This is a genomic window from Idiomarina abyssalis (genome assembly GCF_019797805.1).
In the GTDB taxonomy this organism is placed as follows: domain Bacteria; phylum Pseudomonadota; class Gammaproteobacteria; order Enterobacterales; family Alteromonadaceae; genus Idiomarina; species Idiomarina abyssalis.
Genome location: NZ_CP081832.1, coordinates 2,150,478 through 2,170,987 on the forward strand (window position 1 = coordinate 2,150,478; position 20,510 = coordinate 2,170,987).

The 20,510-nt window shown below is 46.7% G+C and carries 17 protein-coding genes and 1 tRNA gene; 2 read left to right on the top strand and 16 right to left on the bottom strand.

What is annotated here, in order from left to right:
• Positions 1-56 precede the first annotated feature (56 nt).
• Entirely contained in the window at positions 57-1,061 is a 1,005-nt protein-coding gene (locus K5X84_RS10370; protein WP_222235802.1) for a reverse transcriptase domain-containing protein, read from the top strand.
• Positions 1,062-1,139: 78 nt separating this feature from the next.
• On the opposite strand, the gene K5X84_RS10375 is transcribed toward K5X84_RS10370, so the two are convergent.
• The 7 genes from K5X84_RS10375 to K5X84_RS10405 all read right to left on the bottom strand — a co-directional run bounded on the left by K5X84_RS10375 (position 1,140) and on the right by K5X84_RS10405 (position 8,346).
• Positions 1,140-1,215 (bottom strand) — tRNA-Ile (locus tag K5X84_RS10375).
• Positions 1,216-1,260: 45 nt separating this feature from the next.
• Positions 1,261-2,679, bottom strand: a complete 1,419-nt coding sequence (locus K5X84_RS10380; RefSeq protein WP_222235803.1) for a sensor histidine kinase — start codon at positions 2,677-2,679, stop codon at positions 1,261-1,263.
• An 18-nt stretch (positions 2,680-2,697) separates the two neighbouring features.
• Entirely contained in the window at positions 2,698-3,474 is a 777-nt protein-coding gene (locus tag K5X84_RS10385; RefSeq protein ID WP_199494309.1) for an amidohydrolase family protein, read from the bottom strand.
• A gap of 25 nt (positions 3,475-3,499) precedes the next feature.
• Positions 3,500-5,329, bottom strand: coding sequence for an RNA polymerase sigma factor RpoD (gene rpoD / locus K5X84_RS10390; RefSeq protein WP_222235804.1), 1,830 nt, complete (start codon positions 5,327-5,329; stop codon positions 3,500-3,502).
• Positions 5,330-5,431: 102 nt separating this feature from the next.
• Complete coding sequence (gene dnaG / locus K5X84_RS10395; protein WP_222235805.1) at positions 5,432-7,177, bottom strand: DNA primase; 1,746 nt, start codon at positions 7,175-7,177, stop codon at positions 5,432-5,434.
• A 138-nt stretch (positions 7,178-7,315) separates the two neighbouring features.
• Positions 7,316-7,531, bottom strand: coding sequence for a 30S ribosomal protein S21 (gene rpsU / locus K5X84_RS10400; RefSeq protein WP_054489551.1), 216 nt, complete (start codon positions 7,529-7,531; stop codon positions 7,316-7,318).
• A 56-nt stretch (positions 7,532-7,587) separates the two neighbouring features.
• Complete coding sequence (locus K5X84_RS10405; protein WP_222235806.1) at positions 7,588-8,346, bottom strand: PilZ domain-containing protein; 759 nt, start codon at positions 8,344-8,346, stop codon at positions 7,588-7,590.
• Positions 8,347-8,549: 203 nt separating this feature from the next.
• Between K5X84_RS10405 and K5X84_RS10410 the strand changes: the two genes are divergently transcribed.
• The gene (locus K5X84_RS10410; protein ID WP_222235807.1) at positions 8,550-9,887 is read left to right on the top strand and encodes a serine/threonine protein kinase; all 1,338 of its coding nucleotides are present in this window, start codon (positions 8,550-8,552) and stop codon (positions 9,885-9,887) included.
• Here K5X84_RS10410 and tgt read toward each other — a convergent pair.
• The 9 genes from tgt to tkt form a co-directional block, all read right to left on the bottom strand.
• A complete protein-coding gene (tgt, locus tag K5X84_RS10415) occupies positions 9,863-10,978 on the bottom strand; it encodes a tRNA guanosine(34) transglycosylase Tgt (RefSeq protein ID WP_222237022.1) in 1,116 nt (371 codons plus the stop codon). The genes K5X84_RS10410 and tgt overlap by 25 nt on opposite strands.
• A gap of 31 nt (positions 10,979-11,009) precedes the next feature.
• Complete coding sequence (queA, locus tag K5X84_RS10420) at positions 11,010-12,065, bottom strand: tRNA preQ1(34) S-adenosylmethionine ribosyltransferase-isomerase QueA (protein ID WP_222235808.1); 1,056 nt, start codon at positions 12,063-12,065, stop codon at positions 11,010-11,012.
• A gap of 93 nt (positions 12,066-12,158) precedes the next feature.
• Positions 12,159-13,430, bottom strand: coding sequence for an inorganic phosphate transporter (locus tag K5X84_RS10425; RefSeq protein WP_054489566.1), 1,272 nt, complete (start codon positions 13,428-13,430; stop codon positions 12,159-12,161).
• A gap of 14 nt (positions 13,431-13,444) precedes the next feature.
• On the bottom strand, positions 13,445-14,125 hold the full coding sequence (locus tag K5X84_RS10430) for a TIGR00153 family protein (RefSeq protein ID WP_054489568.1): 681 nt from the start codon (positions 14,123-14,125) through the stop codon (positions 13,445-13,447).
• A gap of 170 nt (positions 14,126-14,295) precedes the next feature.
• On the bottom strand, positions 14,296-15,081 hold the full coding sequence (locus K5X84_RS10435) for a DUF481 domain-containing protein (protein ID WP_074930807.1): 786 nt from the start codon (positions 15,079-15,081) through the stop codon (positions 14,296-14,298).
• A 38-nt stretch (positions 15,082-15,119) separates the two neighbouring features.
• Positions 15,120-16,184: a class II fructose-bisphosphate aldolase gene (gene fba / locus K5X84_RS10440; protein ID WP_054489570.1), complete on the bottom strand. Its 1,065-nt coding sequence runs from the start codon at positions 16,182-16,184 to the stop codon at positions 15,120-15,122.
• Between the two features lie 28 nt (positions 16,185-16,212).
• Positions 16,213-17,394, bottom strand: coding sequence for a phosphoglycerate kinase (locus K5X84_RS10445; RefSeq protein ID WP_222235809.1), 1,182 nt, complete (start codon positions 17,392-17,394; stop codon positions 16,213-16,215).
• An 18-nt stretch (positions 17,395-17,412) separates the two neighbouring features.
• The gene (gene epd, locus K5X84_RS10450) at positions 17,413-18,438 is read right to left on the bottom strand and encodes an erythrose-4-phosphate dehydrogenase (RefSeq protein ID WP_199494304.1); all 1,026 of its coding nucleotides are present in this window, start codon (positions 18,436-18,438) and stop codon (positions 17,413-17,415) included.
• Positions 18,439-20,439, bottom strand: a complete 2,001-nt coding sequence (tkt, locus tag K5X84_RS10455; RefSeq protein ID WP_222235810.1) for a transketolase — start codon at positions 20,437-20,439, stop codon at positions 18,439-18,441.
• Between the last annotated feature and the right edge of the window lie 71 nt (positions 20,440-20,510).

Here is a 20,510-nt window from a genome sequence, read left to right on the forward strand (position 1 = left end):
TGTGCACGCAAGTATAGAAGGTTGTTTCTTAGAGCCCAACATTTCCGGAGAGTAAAGTGTTCGAGCAATGGATTGACTTCTTAAATGATAGGGGGGTTAAAACTGAAGTAATAGAAAGCCTAAGTCCTATCATACAAACCCTCTCTAGCAACAAGCTCCCAGTCATTTTTGAATTTGAGCACTTAGCAAAAATATTAGGCTTTAACGAGGCCTCTTTAGCATCAATGATAAATAGTCCTAGCAACTTTTACAGGACTTTTTATATACCTAAAAGGAGAGGTGGAAAAAGAGAGATATGCTCTCCATATCCCTCACTGCTAGAGTGTCAAAGGTGGATATACAAAAATATACTACTGAAACTAGATATTCACTCTGCTGCTCATGGATTTGCTCCCGGACGTTCAATTATAACCAATGCCAAATGCCACCTTTCCAAAAACGCAGTTCTTAAGATCGATCTAAAAGACTTTTTTAATTCAATCCCTATCAATTGGGTGATTAATCTTTTTTATTCGCTTGGTTATCCTCGTAATATCAGTTTTTACTTAGCATCTCTATGCTGCTTAGAGGGCTCCTTAAGCCAAGGTGCCGTTACGAGTCCATATTTATCTAACCTATTGGTAAAGCAGCTCGATTCGCGGCTAACAAACTTATCGCTAAAACATCACTTAGTTTATTCTAGGTATGCTGACGATATGAGCTTCTCAGGAGCTTACGTATCAAAAAACTTCATAAGTTCAGTTGGCGAGGTCATTACAGATTTTGGTCTTATGGTTAACCATTCAAAAACGTCGCTTAGAACTGGTAACAGTAAAAAGGCGATCACCGGAATCATCGTATCAGGGAACCGATTAAGAGCTAGCAAACAACTTAAACGTAAGCTAAGTCAAGAAGTGCACTACATTAAAAAGTTTGGTTTTTTATCGCACATTAACAAACTAAAAATACGAGATCCGAACTATAAGCTGAGCTTAATCGGTAAACTAAACTTCTTGAAGCAGGTAGAGCCCGATAATGAGTTCGCTATTGATGCACTAAACTATCTCCGAAAACTAGAGTAAAGAGCTACATAAAAGCTACATCCCGTAAAAAATAAACATCATGTTAGTGGCTGCTAACCTATATAGCTTTTTAAAAAGTGGTGGCCCCTCGCAGATTTGAACTGCGGACCAACCGATTATGAGTCGGGTGCTCTAACCACTGAGCTAAGGGGCCATTTTTGATTGGAAGCTGTAAAGCGGCGCAGATTATACGAAGTTTTTACGCTTTTGTCATGGGTATCAGCACGTTAAATCGCGAAGTTTTATCGACTTTTTCGTAGCTAATGTCGCCATTCTGGTTCCGCAGTGTATCACGCACTACCTTAAGCCCTATACCGTATTGGGTCGGCGCAAGCTCATCGGCATGAAACAGCAAGTGTTTGTTTTTATTCTCTATACCGGCACTTTCATCGCTAATAGCAATTTTCACAAAGTTTTCTTCGGCCGTTGCCTGCAGCATAATTTCTGAATTGGCTGGCACAAAGGTTATGATATGCCGTATCAGGTAATCCAGTGCAAAACGCAGTAATAAGGGCTCTGCTTCAAACTTAAGGCCTTTTTCAGCTATTGCGGTAAGCGTTATGTCTTTAACATTTCCGGTGCTTTCATGGTAGTCGGACAGCTCCTGGAGAAAGTCTTCGGCATCAATGGACGTTGGCTTGCTATGCCCGGCACCCTCAGTAACTCTCTCAAAAGAACTGAACAACTCAGTCAGCTGTAACACCCTTTCTTTAATGTCGTTGGCGTTTGCTTTGGGTAACTTACGCTTTATTTCTTCAAGCTCAGTCATTGCAAGAGCTGTCATAGAACGAGCAATACGACCAATCAACGTTTTCTGATTAGCCATAATAACTTTGTTCATTTGCTGGCTTAATTCGCGCTCTTTAGACTGAATTTGCTGTCGAGCTTGATACAACAGCATTAACAATGGCTGAATTTCCGGAATTTCAGTGGTAACCGAAACCGCCTGAGAGCTGTCTTCGGCCTGTGCAACAATGCGATCTCGCTCTGAGTGCCAGTTACGGTTAAAGACAGACTCGCGCACAATTAAAACGCCGCCAATAACGGCAAGCACCACAAACAGGGCGCTAACAATAAGAGTAAAGTTAGGAGGTACAAACTGGACACGCTTTTTCAGCCAAATACCCAGGTTGTAGTGATTCTTTTCAGGGCAGGCCGCCACGACAGTTGCAACCTGCTCATTGGACTGAACAGACACAATGTCTCTTTGCTGCTCTAAAGAACGTTGCACAGCGGAACGAACAATTGGAACATCGTCGTTACTGATACCAACGTCTGTGGTGTCACCACCGTTGGTCGGTAAAGAGAAGCCTATAAACCCCTGAGCTGTATGCCAAAAACCGCCTTTAACGCCATCGGCATTAGTTAGCGCTTCAGCCAGTGCCTGATGCATTAAATCGGGGTTAGTTACTTGCTGCTGCGGCGACTCCGATTCAGGGTAAAGACTGTCGACAGCAAGCTGCGCATTTTTACAGGCTTTGCCCATTAGGGTTTGATTACGCTGCAAAGTCTCGCCCGCGGAAAACCAGAACGCAACAAGTAAACCGCCAACGGCTACTGCAATCATTGCAATAGCCAGCCAGCGGTTATGTTTTGTGTGGGAAGAGAGAGACTGCACTTACCTCACTCTCTTTTACTAAGGTAGTTTGTAGAAATTTCGGGCATTCTGATAAAACACCTTATCAACCGCTTCATCGTCGTCCAGTGCATTCACAATAGTGGTAATGTCAGAGGGTTCAAATGAGCGAGTACTGCGCGTACCCGGTAAATCGGTACCAAACATTAAAGCATCCGGGTTGGTCTTATTCAGTGTTTTAATGGCGTCTTCTACGTTAACTTCGGTACGACCAAAGCCACTGGCTTTAATTTTTACACCACCTTCAGCTAAACGACGCACCTGAGACAACCCTGATTTTGCCATACCTAAGTGGTCTACACTCAGTTTAGGCAACTTAAGTAAGGTAGGTACCATGTCGTCGAGCTCACGGCTATCGACGTAAATTTCTAAATGCCAACCGGCTAAGTCCCAAATACGCTTACCAAACTCGACAATACCTTCAATGTCACGATGAACGCCGCGTTTTAAGTTAACGCGTACGCCGCGGATACCATGCTCATTCAGTTGTTGAATTTTTTCATCGCTAACTGAGCCTGGTAACTGTGTAACACCAACAAAATTGCCTCCCAGGTTTTCCAGCGCCGCTTTTAAATAGCGTTGCTCGAAGCCCTGGAAAGAGCCAGACACAATGACACCGCCTTCTATCGGCATGCCACGGACTAAGTTCCGATAATCATCAATATAAAAAGGCTCAGGGATATGACCTTGGTTTTCAATTAGCGGAAACTCGTCATCATAAATGTGCAAATGAGAGTCAATAATACGTTTCGGCCAATTGTCACGGTTGTTACCCATGCTGCCTCCTGTGTCAGAGAATATCTTACTCATCCAAGAACGATTTAAGCTGCTCAGAGCGACTTGGATGGCGAAGCTTTCTTAATGCTTTGGCTTCAATTTGACGAATTCGTTCACGAGTTACATCAAACTGCTTACCAACTTCTTCTAAAGTATGGTCTGTATTCATATCAATACCAAAGCGCATACGCAATACTTTTGCTTCACGAGCTGTTAAGCCGCCAAGCACGTCACGAACCGAGTTACGCAGGCTTTCTGACGTTGCTGAATCAATAGGAAGGTCCAGCGTATTGTCTTCGATAAAGTCACCCAGGTGCGAATCTTCGTCGTCACCAATTGGGGTTTCCATCGAAATTGGCTCTTTCGCAATTTTTAATACCTTACGGATTTTGTCTTCCGGCATCATCATGCGCTCGGCCAGCTCTTCCGGTAGAGGCTCACGCCCCATTTCCTGCAACATTTGGCGTGAAATGCGGTTAAGCTTATTAATGGTCTCTATCATGTGGACCGGAATACGAATAGTACGAGCCTGGTCCGCAATGGAGCGAGTAATAGCCTGACGGATCCACCAGGTAGCATAAGTTGAGAACTTATAACCACGGCGATATTCGAATTTATCCACAGCTTTCATCAGGCCAATGTTACCTTCCTGAATTAAGTCCAGGAACTGCAACCCGCGGTTGGTGTACTTCTTAGCAATAGAGATAACTAAACGTAGGTTCGCTTCAACCATCTCTTTTTTCGCACGGCGTGCTTTCGCTTCGCCAATGGACATACGACGGTTAATTTCTTTAACTTTACCAATGGTTAAGCCTGTTTCCTTTTCTACATCAACCAGCTTGTTAACGCAGCGTTCTATTTCACCGCGAACTTCTTTCAATGTATCGGCGTAGGCTGCACCGGAATCTATCTCTTTATCAACCCAGGCCAGGTTATTCTCGTGGCTGGCAAAGGCTTTCATGAAGCTGCGTTTCGGCATCTGCCCCTGTTCAACGCTTATCTTCATAATTATGCGTTCCTGAACACGCACGCGCTGCATCATGGCACGCATGTCTTTAACCAAGCGGTCAAACTGTTTAGGAACTAAGCGGAACTGTTTGAATAAGTCGCTGAGCTTGTCAATTTCAACGCGGGCATCGGCACCATCACGACCATGCTTTGCAATAGCCTGACGAGTTGCTTCGTATTGTTCGCGAAGTGCATTGAACTTGCTGCGAGCAAATTCCGGATCAATACCGGTATCCGTTTCTTCTTCGTCATCGTCATCATCATCGTCTTCATCTTCCAGCTCTTCGGTTGGAAGTTCAGAACCAACGTGAGTAGCAGCCACAGGAGCTTCGTCTACTTCGTCAGGGTCAATGAATCCGGAAATAATGTCGGTTAAGCGCAGTTCTTCGGCTTCGTAGGAGTCCCATTGCTCAAGCAGGAAGTTAATGGCTTCAGGATACTCAGCAACGGAGCACTGAACCTGGTTAATGCCTTCTTCAATGCGCTTGGCAATGTCAATTTCGCCTTCGCGGGTCAGTAGCTCAACCGTACCCATTTCACGCATGTACATACGCACAGGGTCGGTCGTACGACCAATTTCACCGTCAACAGAAGCTAACGCCTGAGCGGCCTCTTCAGCAGCGTCTTCATCAGCAGCGCTTTCTGCCATCATCAGATCATCGGCATCGGGCGCGCTTTCAAAAACGCGGATCCCCATGTCGTTGATCATGCGAATAATGTCTTCAACCTGATCGGAATCAACAATTTCTTGCGGTAAATGGTCGTTGACTTCAGCAAATGTCAAAAACCCTTGCTCTTTGCCTTTCGCAATAAGGACCTTAAGTTGCGATTGCCGATTCTGCTGCATACAGACGTTCCACCTGTGACTGTGAATGTAGAGTATCCAAAATGACCAAACAGTATAACAGAATACTGACTTTTAAGCTAGCGTAAGACGCACCGGGATGTACTATCTTGCCTTACTTAAGTACTGAATGAGCGTCTGATATTCTTGACGTTCCCCCCGGGTTAAAGCCCCTTTCTGCTCTTTCTTTAAAAGTGCGTTTGCACGCTGTTCCACATATTGGTCAATAAGATAAATAAATATATCGTTAAATTCTTGCTCAACGTTGTCTTCGTCGAGCTGATGCTGCCATAAAGCCAGCTTCTGTAAAGGCTGGTAATACTCAGTATCGCGCCACCCTTCTAAAACCTGCGCTGTCGTCATAGCTCGTTCTGCGCATTGTTTATGCAACGCTATGAGTAAATCGATACCATTGACTTGCAACTCCCGCAGTTCCTCTCTAACCGGAATTGACTGCGCTAGCTGAGGGTATTGAACCAGCAAAGCTATCGCCTTACGTAACGGAGTCATTTTAACGCTGTCTTTTGGCCGGGACTGACGCTGAGGCTTATCAAAATGACGTTCCAGTTGTGAGGTTTCACGACGAAGCTTCTCTGCCAACCGTTGCATTAGGGTATCGCGGTAGTAGTCACTCGCGACTTTCTCTATTAATGGTTTTGCAATACTCAGCAATTGTGAGCGTCCGGCGTCAGAAGTAACATCAATATCCGCCTGTAAATGCTCAAAGAAATACTCAGTGAAAGGTGTCGCTCGTTTTAATTGCTGTTCAAAAGCTTCTGCGCCATGTTCCCGCACGACAGAGTCCGGGTCTTCACCTTCCGGTAAAAACAAGAACGCCATATCCAGTCCGTCACGCAATAAGGGTAGTGCATTTTCTAATGCACGCCAGGCTGCGTCCCGACCTGCCCGGTCACCGTCATAACAGCAAACCACTCTTGGACTCGTACGGAATAAACGCTGTAATTGTTCACTTGTTGTTGCCGTTCCAAGTGATGCGACCGCATAATCAATACCGGCCTGCGACAAGGCAACAACGTCCATGTAACCCTCGACAATGCAGACCTGTTCAGGCTTACGCACCGCCTGTTGCATATGCCAGTATCCGTAGAGTTCACTGCCTTTATGAAATAAGCGCGTTTCCGGCGAGTTCAGGTATTTAGGTCCGTCGCCATCAATAATCCGCCCGCCAAAACCAACAACCCGACCGCGTCTGTCATGAATAGGAAACATGACCCGGTCACGGAAAAAGTCGTAATGCCGCCCTTTTTCATTACGATTAATGAGCTTTAACTCTAATAACTGTTGCCTTTGCGGCGCCGAACTACCAAACGTACTCAGCAAGCTGTCCCAGGCGTCCGGCGCATAGCCAATTTGAAAACGCTTTACCGTTTCACCGCTTAAACCGCGACCTTTTAGGTAATCAATAACCCGTTCAGAGTTTTCATGGTGTTTCAGCTGATGCTGAAAAAAGCGGGCTGTTTTGCTCATCAGCTCGGCATCGTCCCGCACTTGCTGTTGTTTCTTTTGAGCCAGCTCCGGGTTTTCCGCCTGTTCGCGCGGCACTTCAACCCCCATGATTCCCGCCAGCTCTTCCACTGCATCAGGAAAGTTTAAGCCGTCGAACTCCATCAGAAAATCAATGGCATTGCCATGCTGGCCACAACCAAAGCAATGGTAAAACTGCTTGTCCTGGCTAACCGTAAATGAGGGGGTCTTCTCGTTATGAAAAGGGCAACAGGCCTGATGATTTTTGCCGGCTTTTTTCAGCGGCACGCGGCTATCTACTATCTCGACAATGTCTGCTCGTTCAAGCAAATCATGAATAAAGCTTTTGGGGATCAAGCCTGCCATATTGTCTCAATATTAAAATTTTAAAAGCGTGAATTTGGAAAACAATAAAGTAGCAGAAACACGAAAGCCGCGACAATACAGTCACGGCTTTCAGCACTTTACGAAAAAGTGAACACTCAAATTGTCGTAAGTAATGTCTTAGTAAAGACGAGTACGACGAGCGTTTTCACGAGACAGTTTTTTCGCGTGACGCTTTACCGCAGCAGCTTTCTTGCGCTTACGCTCTGAAGTCGGCTTTTCGTAGTGCTCGCGACGACGGACTTCAGACAGAACACCTGCTTTTTCACAAGAGCGCTTAAAGCGACGCAAAGCTACGTCAAACGGCTCGTTTTCTTTCACTTTAACGACTGGCATTAAAAAATCACCTCGGATAAATTATCTGTTTCGGTTAAAAATTAACCACTACGGGTTCAATTGGTGCTGAATTGTACCGACTCAGAATCGCCTTGTAAAGTGTTATCCGATGCATCCCAACCAGAGTCATTATCGCTAAGCAGCTCGCGGACTGGCGTGGAATCGAGTAAGAGTGTACTGACTAAATCCTGTAAATTATTTGGTTTTTCTTTATACGCCAGCCCTAATTGCCAAAGCTGTGGGCCGACAGACTTAACGCTTCTCACCAAAAGCTCCGAAAAAACGACTGCCTGCGGGGTAGTTTTAACTTTCACTTCAGCCTTCAGCTGGTTCATTTCAGCTGCATTAACAGGGGACGTTCCGCGGTAGTTAAAAGCTATTCCCTTATCTGAAATATCAACCACCTTACCAGGCAGAGGATCGCCAAATTTATTATTCAGATTGAATTGCAGTGTCGCGTCGCAGTTTACCGCTATTCGTGGGGACGAACGTAACACTTGTACGTCAGCCTGTCTTGGATAGCTGACAAACAACAGCTTTTGTGGGTATTGTGTCATGTGAAGCACATCGACAACGCCTGTTATCTGTTCGCCATTTGGAGAGACGGTCTTTAATCCGATGGTTTTATCAGCAACCAAAAGCGGTAAAGTATCCTGCCAACAGTACTGCCGGGACAGTTCCAGAATAAGGTAGTCTGGATGCTGCTGCCCCACTAACGTCATATTCAAACGCGTATAGCTGTCATTGTTCTTAATCTGGACTTCAACAAATTGCCTGAATCCACTGTTTGCTAAAACATCACTGTCTTCCTGCATCAGTGCTAACCCCTGCTTTATTATTTTTTTATGAAGCTCATCATAGCTTATATCTGCTACTTTTTAAGCACTGGCTCGATTATTTTTAATTGATGTCAATTGACGTCAACCCCAAAGTTAATGATGACTAGCCACTCAAAACCTGTTGTTTGATCATAGTCATAGTTAGACTGGATTTGAGCTTAACCAGTAAGGATACGAATTTGGCTGAAGCACATCCGGACAAAACATTTCCTTATCCAATACCGGCACGATACCAGTGCATAAAGTTATTGGGGCATGGTGGCAGTGGTCTGGTCTACAAAGCTTACGACCAGCGCTTAAAACGTGAGGTCGCAATTAAGTTTGCGCGCTCCCCGTCTATTGTCAGTCGCCATAGATTAGTCAATGAAGCGCGCCTTTTATCCAGCGTTAACCACCCTGCATTGTGCCGGGTGTTCGACATTGGTGAGCCTGACGTTTCCTCATCGTCATTGTTCATGGTCTTAGAGTACATTGATGGTGAGCCCCTTAGTAAAGCTAAGGCCAGTATGTCGACTAACGAAGCTATAAGTGTTACGAGCTCTTTAGTGGATGCCGTTTGCCGTATGCACGAAGCTGGTTACGCACACAACGACATTCATCCTCATAATATTATGATCCGCTCATCGGCGGAGGCTACGAAAGAATACCGCAATAAAGTTGCATTAGTTGACTTAAGCATTGCCGCTCCAAGCTCTCCACTAACCATTCAACGAGATATTTATCAGCTAAGTGCGTTGCTGCTGTTTTTGTTAACGGGAATGAAGCCCGAACCATTTTTTCAAAATTCAGTCGTACAGCGCAACCGGCTTCCATCGGGGCTGGGAGAAATTATAAAACGGGCACTTTCGCTGGAGCCGAATTCCAATTTTCGCAACTGTCGAGATTTTCAAAAGGCTCTGAACACCTGGTTCCATCGTTATAAATTGAAGCAACGTTTCTTGAAACTTGGTGCCGCCAATGCTGCCGCTCTGATTATCGTACTGGTTATGTTCGCGTTTTTGCGCGAACCAACCAATGCCTTTCTTTTTAAAAATTATTCAACCGACAAAAATCAGTATGCGCACGCAGTTGTTTTTGCACATTATTCCATACACTTAGTTAACGATGGTTATATTCAGCAGGCAACAGAGCAGGCTGAGCTAGCTTTGACGCACTTTGACGACGCTGTCAGTAATAACCCCGACAAGCTTCAATATCATGTTGAGCGCGCAAACTTCATCTTAAACTCGGAGCGTATTTTTAGTCAGGCCCAAATCACCACTATGCTACTTAACGCCGTTAATGAATTGGGTGAACCTGAACATTATGAAGATAAACCGGGAGCTTTTTATTTGAGAGCCAGAATGTATTTAGGCTTAGCCAAGCTTAATAGTGAACAGCCTCACCTGGTAAAACAGTGGGCGGACTCGGCCTCGCAATCCGCTAAAGCAGCGATCAACAGTCAACCGAATGTCGATCGCTACCAAAAATTACACCGTCAAATAAGTCAGTATCAGTCCAGTGGTGGTACTGACTGATCTCTTAATCGATAGAACTCTTCTACGAATTCATCAAAGGTTCCCGCATCTAAAGCGTCACGCATGTCACTCATCACTTTTTGATAAAAGCGTAAGTTATGGATGGTGTTCAGGCGTGAGCCCAGCATCTCGTTAGTACGATCCAAATGATGCAGATACGCGCGAGAATAGTTTTTACAAGTGTAGCAGTCACAGTTTTCATCTAACGGGGAGGTATCTGTGCGGTGCACAGCGTTACGAATTTTTACCACGCCCGAGCTAATAAACAAATGGCCGTTACGAGCATTACGGGTTGGCATAACACAGTCGAACATATCGATACCACGACGCACCGCTTCAACTAAGTCTTCTGGTTTACCCACACCCATTAAGTAGCGAGGTTTTTGCTCAGGCATTTGCGGTGCAGTGTGCTCTAAAATGCGCATCATGTCTTCTTTAGGCTCGCCAACCGACAAGCCACCAATAGCATAGCCATCGAACCCGATATCGGTCAGGCCTTTCAGAGAAATATCACGCAACTCTTCGTACATGCCGCCCTGAATAATGCCGAAAAGCGCGGCCTTGTTGTCGCCGTGCTCCTGCTTAGAACGTTCGGCCCAACGCAGCGAAAGCTCCATTGAACTGCGGGCTTCTGCCTGCGTCGCAGGGAACGGTGTGCATTCATCAAATATCATGACAATATCGGAGCCCAGCTCACGCTGAACCTGCATAGACTTTTCAGGCGTTAACAGAATTTTCTCACCGTTAATTGGCGAACGGAAAGTCACGCCCTCTTCGGTAATTTTACGGAGCTCACCCAGACTAAAAACCTGAAAGCCACCTGAGTCGGTCAAAATAGGCTTGTCCCAGTTCATGAAGTCGTGCAGGTCACCGTGCTGCTGGATAATTTGTGTCCCCGGACGCAGCATTAAATGAAAGGTATTGCCCAGGCAAATTTGTGCGCCGGTTTCTTTCACTTCCTCTGGTGTCATGCCTTTTACCGTACCTAAAGTCCCAACAGGCATAAATGCCGGCGTTTCTACGGTTCCGCGTTCAAACACCATACGTCCGCGACGCGCGCGACCACTGGTTTTATCTAATTCAAATTTCATTGTCATAAGTATTCACTTCAGTGTATTAAATTTAGCGCTGTAACAGCATGGCATCGCCGTAGCTAAAGAATCGATAGCGCTCTTTAATGGCTTCATTATAAGCCTTCATAATCAAATCACGACCCGCAAATGCTGACACCAGCATAATGAGCGTGGACTCAGGTAAATGAAAGTTGGTTATCAAACTGTCGACAACTTTAAATTCATACCCCGGAAAGATAAAAATATCGGTGTCATCAAAAAACGGTTCAATGTCTTCTGACGCTGAAGCCTGAGCAGCTGACTCCAGCGAGCGAACAGAGGTAGTACCAACCGCCACCACCCGGCCGCCCGAAGCTTTAGCTTGCTTAATAGCATGACAGGTTTCGGCACTGACTTTGGCGTATTCGCTGTGCATTACATGGTCGTTAATGTCTTCAACACGCACTGGCTGAAAGGTTCCGGCGCCTACATGCAGGGTGACATAGGCAAAGTTCACGCCTTTATCCCGCAACTGCTGCAAAATTTCGTCGTCAAAGTGCAGGCCTGCGGTAGGTGCTGCAACGGCACCGGGTTCGCGGTTATAAACGGTTTGGTAGCGCTCTTTGTCAGAGCTTTCATCGGGGCGGTCGATATAAGGCGGCAATGGCATGTGCCCGTATTGTTCCAGCAGTTCCAGTACCGTTTCTTCGTGTTCAAATTTCAGTTCAAAAAGCGCATCATGCCGGGCCAGCATAGTGACTTTTACGTGGCCTTCTAACAGCAGCTCAGCACCTGCCTTTGGCGCACGATTAGCGCGAACATGAGCCAGTACACGATGGTCGTCCAGCAAACGTTCAACTAACACCTCTACTTTACCGCCAGAGACTTTTTCACCCAGTAACCGGGCCGGAATAACCCGGGTATCGTTAAACACCAGTAAATCACCCGCGTTTAACTCATCAACGATATTCCTGAACTGTTTGTGAGCAATGCTGTTTTCATTCGCATTCACCGACAATAGCCGGCTTGCACTGCGCTGCTCCTGCGGATAGCGGGCTATAAGCTCATCGGGTAGTTCGAATGAAAAGTCACTGACTTTTAAAGAAGAATGATTGGTATTTGACATGTCCGTGCTGCAATTGCGAGATGTAATGAAGCGCGGATTTTACTGGAAAGTGGACAGCCTGTCACTGTTACAGGCTGTCCGTTTATCGCAAGCTTAAGCTACACCGAAAATTGCTTTCAGAATGTAGAAGAAGATGATGGACATAATGGCACCTGCCGGCAAGGTAACAACCCATGAAATAACGATATTGCGAACAACACCAAGATTCAGGGCCGCGATACCACGCGCCATACCAACACCCAATACTGCACCAACCAGCGTTTGTGTGGTTGATATCGGCAACCCGGTACCTGACGCCAGAACCACAGTTGAAGCAGCGGCAAGTTCCGCCGCAAAACCGCGACTTGGGGTTAAATGCGTAATTCCGTTACCAATGGTGGCAATAACGCGTTTACCCAACATAGCAAGACCAGCCACAATACCTACAGCGCCTAAAGGTAATACCCACCAGGCTAATGTCGCTTTACTGCCAATATCACCACCGCTGGTAACCACGCTCACTACAGCGGCCAGTGGGCCGATAGCGTTAGCAACGTCGTTTGAACCGTGAGCAAAAGCCATAGCACAGGCGGTTACCACCATTAATATCGCAAAGACTTTTTCCACATTGGTGTAGTGCATGTCTTTGTCGTCTGAAGGGTTAAACTTAAGACGACCAATGGCCATTTTGCCAATAGCAAAGACCAATACAGCAATACCCAGAGCCCATAAATAACCTTCAATGCTACCAAGGTTCAGTCCAACGTGCTTAAGGCCTTTTTTGATGGTGACCAACGACAGTACGAAGCCGGCTAACCCCATATAGTAAGGCACATAGCGCTTAGCCATTGCTAAAGGATTAGAGCGGTCAAAAATGAGCTTTTGTGCACTCATAAATATGAGATAGGCAATAAACCCGGATATGGCGGGGGTGACAACCCAGCTTCCAACGACACCTCCCACTTTCATCCACTGAACCGACTCCATACTAACGCCAACGGCAGAGAAGCCAACAATGGCACCAATAATGGAGTGAGTCGTTGATACCGGCCAGCCAAGGTAAGAAGCTATCAGCAACCAAAAGCCGGCGGCTAATAGCGCTGAGATCATACCAAATACGAGTAGTTCGGGTTGATCAACGAAGTAGCCCGAGTCAATAATGCCTTTGCGGATGGTTGAAGTGACTTCTCCACCTGCCAGGTAAGCACCGGCAAACTCAAAAACCATAGCAATAAGAATTGCCTGTTTTATTGTTAGCGCCTTGGAACCAACCGACGTACCCATGGCATTTGCGACGTCATTTGCGCCAATGCCCCAGGCCATGAAGAAACCAAAAACTGCTGCCATCCCGATAAGCAGGAGGCTGTAGCTAGAAATAATATCCATAAATCAGACTCCGCTTAGACGCGTGCTAGCATCAGTTCGAAACGTGCACCGACTCGCTCGGCCAAGTCGGCCAAATCGCCCACCCAATCGAGAATACGATATAAGAACATCACATCTACCGGATTCATTTCGAGCTCAATTCCACGCAAGTCCTGACGTAGTTTAATTTGAAGTTGATCAGTATCGGCTTCAATTGCGTCAAGCTCGGCAATGAAGTTGTCGACAAGATCACGTTCGCGGCCTTTAAAGCCCGTCTCCAGTAAATCGTCAAATTCACCAATGGTTTCACGAGCCTTGTCTGTAGCATCCAGGCAACGACTTAAATACGCATCAAAGTCTTTAACTAATGACTCAGGAATGCTCAATTCACGTCCCGTAACCAGACCGGAGATGTCTTTGGCTTTATTAGCAATTTTGTCCTGCTGTGAAACAAGCTCAAGTAAGTCAGCTCGTTCTACAGGCATAAATAAGCCACTGGGAAGGTTCAGGCGGATTTTACGCTTCATGTCATCCGCGGTGGATTCGTGTTTTACGATGGTTGCGCGAGCGACTTCTGCACTCTGCCAGTCCTTTGAATAAACCGCTTTAAAGAAATCTTTCAACGCATAGGCGCAGCGGTGCACTTCATCCATGTGCTCAATCATCGGTTTGATTGGCGACTTCGCAAATACGCCAAGAAATGAGTTCACTGACATAACATTATCCGATTTTTTTCAGCCGATGTTAGCTGCGGCGAATGTTAGCGAAATCTAAAGATAAAGGAAACCGTAAGATTTGATTAATTACTCAATTTTTATTCGACTTCTTCGCAAAGAAAAAAGCCGCGGCATAGCCACGGCTTTTTATCTGCAGTCACAACAGTTTATTAAAAGGAGTAAACTAAAGTCACAGCGGTTTCTGTATCCAGTTTTTCGATGCTTTCATCAGCAACCTGAGAGTTGTGATTTGCACCAACAGAAAACTTCATAGCCAGAGAGCTATTAATGTTAGCAGATACAGAGAGTTCAGCTTTGCTCTTGGTATTGTCTTCACCAATCTCCGATGACAACAATGCGTTAAAGCGCGAGTTTTCACTGATTTTCCAGTTCAAACCGCCAGCCAGACGCAAAATCATAGAGCCATCAGACTCCACTGGTGGTTCACCTTCAACCTGAACCGGTTTGGTTCGTGAATAACCAGGACCAATTTCATAGTCGGCATAGATGTCTTCGTCGTAGCGATAGCGAGCACCGTAACCGGTTGCTACGGTTGCCTGATATTCAAAGCCACTAAATTCATCTTCTTCATAAGAACCGAAAACAAACAGCGAGTCGCGGCTATCAGGATCAAACTTGTAGTTACTCTGAGCGGATACGAACATCCGGTCTGCAGTTTCTACACTTTCACCAGTTTCCTGATCTTCCTGTTCGGCGGTGTAATAATCAAAGACACCTTTATGGCGCCAATTTTGAATATCGCGCGATGCATTAAATTTACCTTTCAGGCTTTCTGTTTCGGTATTACCAGAAGTGTAAAGCAAGCCAAACTCTGCACTCGCCTCCCACTCTTCAACCGTTTCTGTATCAATGTCATCAGCATCGTCAAACATAAATGTTTGAGCACTCGCTACAACAGGTAAAAACAAACTAGCGAATAATAAAGAAAATCGCACACTAACCTCGTTATTTGTGTCTTTTATAAAGTATTTCGTTACTTAACAATGGCGTCTAATTCGCCATTTTCATAGCGCTGAAACATTGATTCTAAGTTAATTGGCTTAATTTTACTCGCCATACCAGCACAACCAAAGGCTTCATAGCGTGCACGGCAAATATCTTCCATTGCCGTTGTCGCTGCCGCAAAGAATTTACGCGGGTCAAAGTTTGACGGGTTTTCCGCCAAGTGCCGGCGAATAGCACCGGTTGAAGCCAAGCGTAAATCGGTATCAATGTTTACTTTGCGAACACCGTGCTTAATACCTTCCTGAATTTGCTCTACCGGCACACCGTAAGTTTCCGGAATTTCGCCACCAAATTCATTAATAATTTTCAGCCACTCTTGCGGTACAGATGATGAACCATGCATAACCAAGTGTGTACCCGGAATGCGACGATGAATCTCTTTAATGCGATCAATGGCCAAAATATCACCAGTTGGTGGACGAGTGAATTTGTAGGCACCATGTGACGTACCACAAGCAATAGCCAGTGCATCCACATTTGTAGCTTTAACAAATTCAGCCGCTTCTTCAGGGTCTGTCAGCAGTTGTTCATGCGACAGTTTACCCTCGGCACCAACACCGTCTTCTTCACCCGCTTCACCAGTTTCCAGTGAACCAAGACAGCCCAGCTCACCTTCAACAGAAACGCCACAGGCGTGTGCCATTTCAACAGTTTGCTTGGTAACTTTTACGTTGTAGTCGTACTCGGCTGGTGTTTTTCCGTCTTCCAGCAAAGAACCGTCCATCATCACAGAGCTAAAGCCCAGTTGAATAGAACGCTGACATACCGCCGGAGAGGTACCATGGTCCTGATGCACAACCACAGGAATATGTGGCCATTCTTCAACGGCTGCCTGAATTAAGTGGCGCAGAAAAGGAGCACCGGCGTATTTACGAGCGCCAGCAGAAGCCTGCACGATAACCGGGCTGTCGGTTGCATCAGCAGCCTGCATAATTGCGCGCATCTGCTCGAGGTTATTGACGTTAAACGCCGGGACACCGTAGTCATGCTCTGCAGCATGGTCAAGTAACTGTCGTAATGACACCAGGGCCATAAAAATACTCCTTATTTAAAACTTATGTTCAGGCGTCTTTAGCCCGTTCTTGTAAAATTGCAACGGCTGGTAATGTTTTACCTTCCAGGAATTCCAGGAACGCTCCGCCACCTGTTGAAATATAGCTTATCTTATCAGCGATAGCGTATTGATCAATTGCCGCTAAGGTGTCGCCACCGCCTGCAATTGAAAACGCATCACTTTGTGCAATGGCTTCGGCGATGGTTTTTGTACCATGCCCAAACTGCTCAAATTCAAAAACACCCACTGGCCCGTTCCAGACTATGGTGCCTGCATTTTTCAGCATAGCGGCTAGCTGCTGTGCTGTTTCCGGGCCAATATCAAAAATCATGTCGTCATCTGCAACGGCGTTAACGGCTTTCGTTTCAGCTGTTGCTTCTGCGCTGAATTCCTTACCTGTCACCACATCAACGGGTAATGGAATGTCACCGCCTTTGGCTTTCGCCTGCGCCATTAAACGGGTAGCTTCGTCGGTTAAATCGGCTTCGTATAATGACTTACCAACCTTATGGCCTGCAGCCGCAACAAAAGTGTTCGCAATACCGCCGCCCACAATTAACTGGTCAACAACGCCGGACAATGACTCCAGTACCGTGAGTTTGGTCGAAACCTTTGAACCACCAACAATGGCCACTAATGGCCGCTTAGGGTTTTCCAGTGCTTTGCCTAAAGCTTCTAGTTCACCAGCCAGCAGAGGTCCGGCACAGGCAACTGGCGCATATTTAGCGACACCATGAGTAGATGCTTGAGCCCGGTGCGCGGTGCCAAAAGCATCCATCACATAAACATCACACAAGCCGGCTAATTTTTTGGCAAGCTCGTCGTCGTTTTTCTTTTCGCCCACATTAAAGCGAACGTTTTCAAAAACTACCAGCTCCCCGGCACTAACTTCAACACCATCCAGGTAGTCTTTACACAGGCGGACAGGGCAATCCAGTGCCTCTTTTAGGTAATCAACAACCGGCTGCATAGAGAACTGCTCGTCATACTCACCTTCGGTCGGGCGACCAAGATGAGACATCACCATAACTTTAGCGCCAGCCTTTAACGCTTGTTGAATACTTGGCATTGCTGCTTTTAAACGCGCATCGGAGGTAACTTTGCCATTTTTTACCGGAACGTTTAAATCTTCCCGGATAAGTACGCGTTTATTACTTAAATCCAAATCAGTCATAGCAATGACAGACATGCGGTATCCTCTCTAAACTTAGTGTTCTATTTGTTCAGCCATCGTCTTTGCCGTATCCAGCAAACGATTAGCGAAGCCCCACTCGTTATCACACCAGCACAACAACTTAACCAGCCGCTTGTGGCTGACCCGGGTTTGCGTGCCATCGACAATCGAAGAATGTGGATCATGGTTAAAATCTATTGAAACTAAAGGTTCTTCAGTATAGTCCAGTATACCCGCCAGTTGATGCTCACTTTGCTCACGCAGCACATGGTTTATCTGCTCGATTGTGGCATCACTGTTTAACGTAACACTTAAGTCCATGGCGGTGACGTTTGTGGTAGGCACTCGCACCGCAATAGCCTCAAAACGCCCTTCTAAATGCGGCAGTATACGTTCAATGCCTCGCGCCAGCCGCGTATCCACCGGAATAATAGAACGCCCGGCGGCACGGGTACGCCTTAAATCAGGGTGGTAGGCATCAATAACCTGTTGGTCGTGCATCGCTGAATGAATGGTGGTAATGGCGCCTGAATCAATACCAAAAGTGTCATCCAGCACTTTTATCACCGGCACAATACAATTCGTTGTGCAGGAGCCGTTAGACACGACTTTATGCTCGGCCGTTAACTCTTTTTCATTCACCCCATAAATTGCAGTGAAATCAACATCCGGTTTGCCGGGGTGAGAGTACAGTACTCGCTTCACCCCTTGCTGCAGGTAAAGCTGGCCGTCAGCCTGGCTGCCAAATACCCCGGTACAATCAACCACAAAGTCAACGTCATTAGCGCGCCAGTCAACAGCTTCAATCTCGGTTTGATGCGTTAAAGCAATGGCGTCACCAGCGACTGTTAAAGTGTCACCAGAGTGCGTCACTTTTTCTCCAAACCGGCCGTGGCTTGAGTCGTATTTCAGTAAATGAGCTATTGCTTCCGACGCTGCAGGTTCATTAATTAGAACCACCTGCACGCTGTCGCGATAGCCATTTTCATACAAAGCACGCAAAAAGCTGCGGCCAATTCGGCCAAAACCATTAATTGCAATACGAGCCGGTTTGCTCATTTACGCTCCCAGCAAACGTTTAGCGGCAGCCACAGTATTTTCTGCGGTAATACCAAAGTGTTTGTATAAGTCGCCGGCCGGAGCAGATTCACCAAAGGTGGTCATGCCGACGATTTCGCCGTTGAGGCCAATGTACTTGTACCAGAAGTCCGCAATACCGGCTTCAATTGCAACGCGACGAGTAACCTTTGATGGCAACACAGACTCTTTGTACTCAGAATCCTGAATATCAAATACATTCGTCGATGGCATAGAAACAACACGTACCTTATGGCCTTGTTCTGAAAGTTGCTCATAAGCTTCAACCGCTAAATCAACTTCAGAGCCAGTAGCTATTAAGATGACTTCGGGCTCACCGTCGCAGTCTTTCAGCACATAACCACCACGGGCAATATTAGTGAGCTGATCTTCATTGCGCTCCTGCTGTTGCATGCCCTGACGGCTGAAAACCAGCGCAGTCGGCGTTTTGCTGCTTTGTATTGCCGCACCCCAGGCAACGGCGGTTTCAACCGGGTCACACGGGCGCCAGCACTGCAAATTAGGGGTTTGTCGTAAATTAGCCAGCTGCTCTACCGCCTGGTGAGTCGGCCCGTCTTCACCCAAACCAATAGAGTCGTGGGTATAAACAAAGATGCTGGGCTGTTTCATAAGCGCTGACATACGCACAGCATTGCGGGCGTACTCCATAAACATCAGGAAGGTTGCACCGTAGGCTTTAAACCCGCCATGCAGGGTTACGCCGTTCATAATGGCGGACATACCAAACTCACGAACGCCATAAAACACATAGTTGCCACTGGCGTCATCCGCCGTAATGCCTTTTGCGTCCTTCCATAAGGTTAGATTGGAGCCGGCCAGGTCAGCCGAGCCACCTAACAGTTCAGGTAATTTAGGACCAAACTCATTCAGTACATTCAATGACGCCTTGCGCGTAGCTATAGCTTCTGGGCTACTTTGCAGTTGCTTAGCATAGTTGTGTACCGTGTTTTCGAAGTTTTCCGGAAGCTCTCCATTCAAACGGCGCTTCAATTCTTTTGCCAGTTGCGGGTGTTCCTGTTCATAAGCCACCCAGCGTTTGTTCCACGAAGACTCAACCGCTGCGCCTTTATCGACCGCAGACCATTTTTGGTAAACATCAGCCGGCACTTCAAAGGCTTCGTGTGGCCAGTTCAACTGTTTGCGCGCTGCTGCAATCTCGTCATCGCCCAAAGGTGCACCGTGGCAGCTTTCAGAGCCTTGTTTGTTCGGTGCGCCATAGCCAATCACCGTTTTGCAAATGATCAGAGTCGGTTTATCTTCGTTAGCACGGGCTTCATCAATAGCCCGGGTGATGGCTGCTGAGTCGTGTCCGTCGACTTTATTGACTACGTGCCAGCCATAAGACTCAAAGCGCTTCGCAGTATCGTCGGTAAACCAGCCTTCAACGTCGCCATCAATAGAAATGCCGTTGTCATCGTAAAACGCGATGAGCTTACCTAAACCTAAGGTGCCCGCCAGCGAACAAGCTTCGTGAGAGATGCCTTCCATTAAACAGCCATCACCCAGGAAAGTGTAGGTGTGGTGGTCAACAATTTCGTGGTTCTCACGGTTAAACTGCGCGGCTAATACTTTCTCGGCCAATGCCATACCTACCGCATTTGCAAGCCCTTGCCCCAACGGACCGGTGGTAGTTTCCACACCAGGGGTATAACCATATTCAGGGTGACCCGGGGTTTTTGAGTCTAACTGACGGAATTGCTTTAAATCATCAATACTCAGGTCATAACCTGAGAGGTGTAACAGCGAGTAGATCAGCATTGAGCCGTGCCCGTTTGATAAAACAAAGCGGTCGCGGTCAGCCCAGCCCGGATTATTAGGGTTATGTTTCAGGTAGTCACGCCATAGCACTTCGGCGATATCTGCCATACCCATGGGCGCTCCCGGGTGGCCGGACTTAGCTTTTTGAACCGCATCCATACTAAGCGCGCGGATAGCATTGGCGAGATATTGACGATCTGACATGAAAAACCCCCTGGAAGATGAAGAGCAACTTGCGATGCGCGTATTCTCCACATTTCAGGGGGTACAAGCAA

Bases quoted from the DNA above. Each gene is read 5' to 3' on its own strand.
- queA (WP_222235808.1), bottom strand. From the start codon at position 12,065: ATGTCAAATACCAATCATTCTTCTTTAAAAGTCAGTGACTTTTCATTC.
- tkt (WP_222235810.1), bottom strand. From the start codon at position 20,439: ATGTCAGATCGTCAATATCTCGCCAATGCTATCCGCGCGCTTAGTATG.
- K5X84_RS10385 (WP_199494309.1), bottom strand. From the start codon at position 3,474: ATGGGTAACAACCGTGACAATTGGCCGAAACGTATTATTGACTCTCAT.
- K5X84_RS10430 (WP_054489568.1), bottom strand. From the start codon at position 14,125: ATGTCAGTGAACTCATTTCTTGGCGTATTTGCGAAGTCGCCAATCAAA.
- fba (WP_054489570.1), bottom strand. From the start codon at position 16,184: ATGGCCCTGGTGTCATTACGACAGTTACTTGACCATGCTGCAGAGCAT.
- rpsU (WP_054489551.1), bottom strand. From the start codon at position 7,531: ATGCCAGTCGTTAAAGTGAAAGAAAACGAGCCGTTTGACGTAGCTTTG.
- dnaG (WP_222235805.1), bottom strand. From the start codon at position 7,177: ATGGCAGGCTTGATCCCCAAAAGCTTTATTCATGATTTGCTTGAACGA.
- epd (WP_199494304.1), bottom strand. From the start codon at position 18,438: ATGAGCAAACCGGCTCGTATTGCAATTAATGGTTTTGGCCGAATTGGC.
- K5X84_RS10425 (WP_054489566.1), bottom strand. From the start codon at position 13,430: ATGGATATTATTTCTAGCTACAGCCTCCTGCTTATCGGGATGGCAGCA.
- K5X84_RS10445 (WP_222235809.1), bottom strand. From the start codon at position 17,394: ATGTCTGTCATTGCTATGACTGATTTGGATTTAAGTAATAAACGCGTA.
- rpoD (WP_222235804.1), bottom strand. From the start codon at position 5,329: ATGCAGCAGAATCGGCAATCGCAACTTAAGGTCCTTATTGCGAAAGGC.
- K5X84_RS10405 (WP_222235806.1), bottom strand. From the start codon at position 8,346: ATGCAGGAAGACAGTGATGTTTTAGCAAACAGTGGATTCAGGCAATTT.
- tgt (WP_222237022.1), bottom strand. From the start codon at position 10,978: ATGAAATTTGAATTAGATAAAACCAGTGGTCGCGCGCGTCGCGGACGT.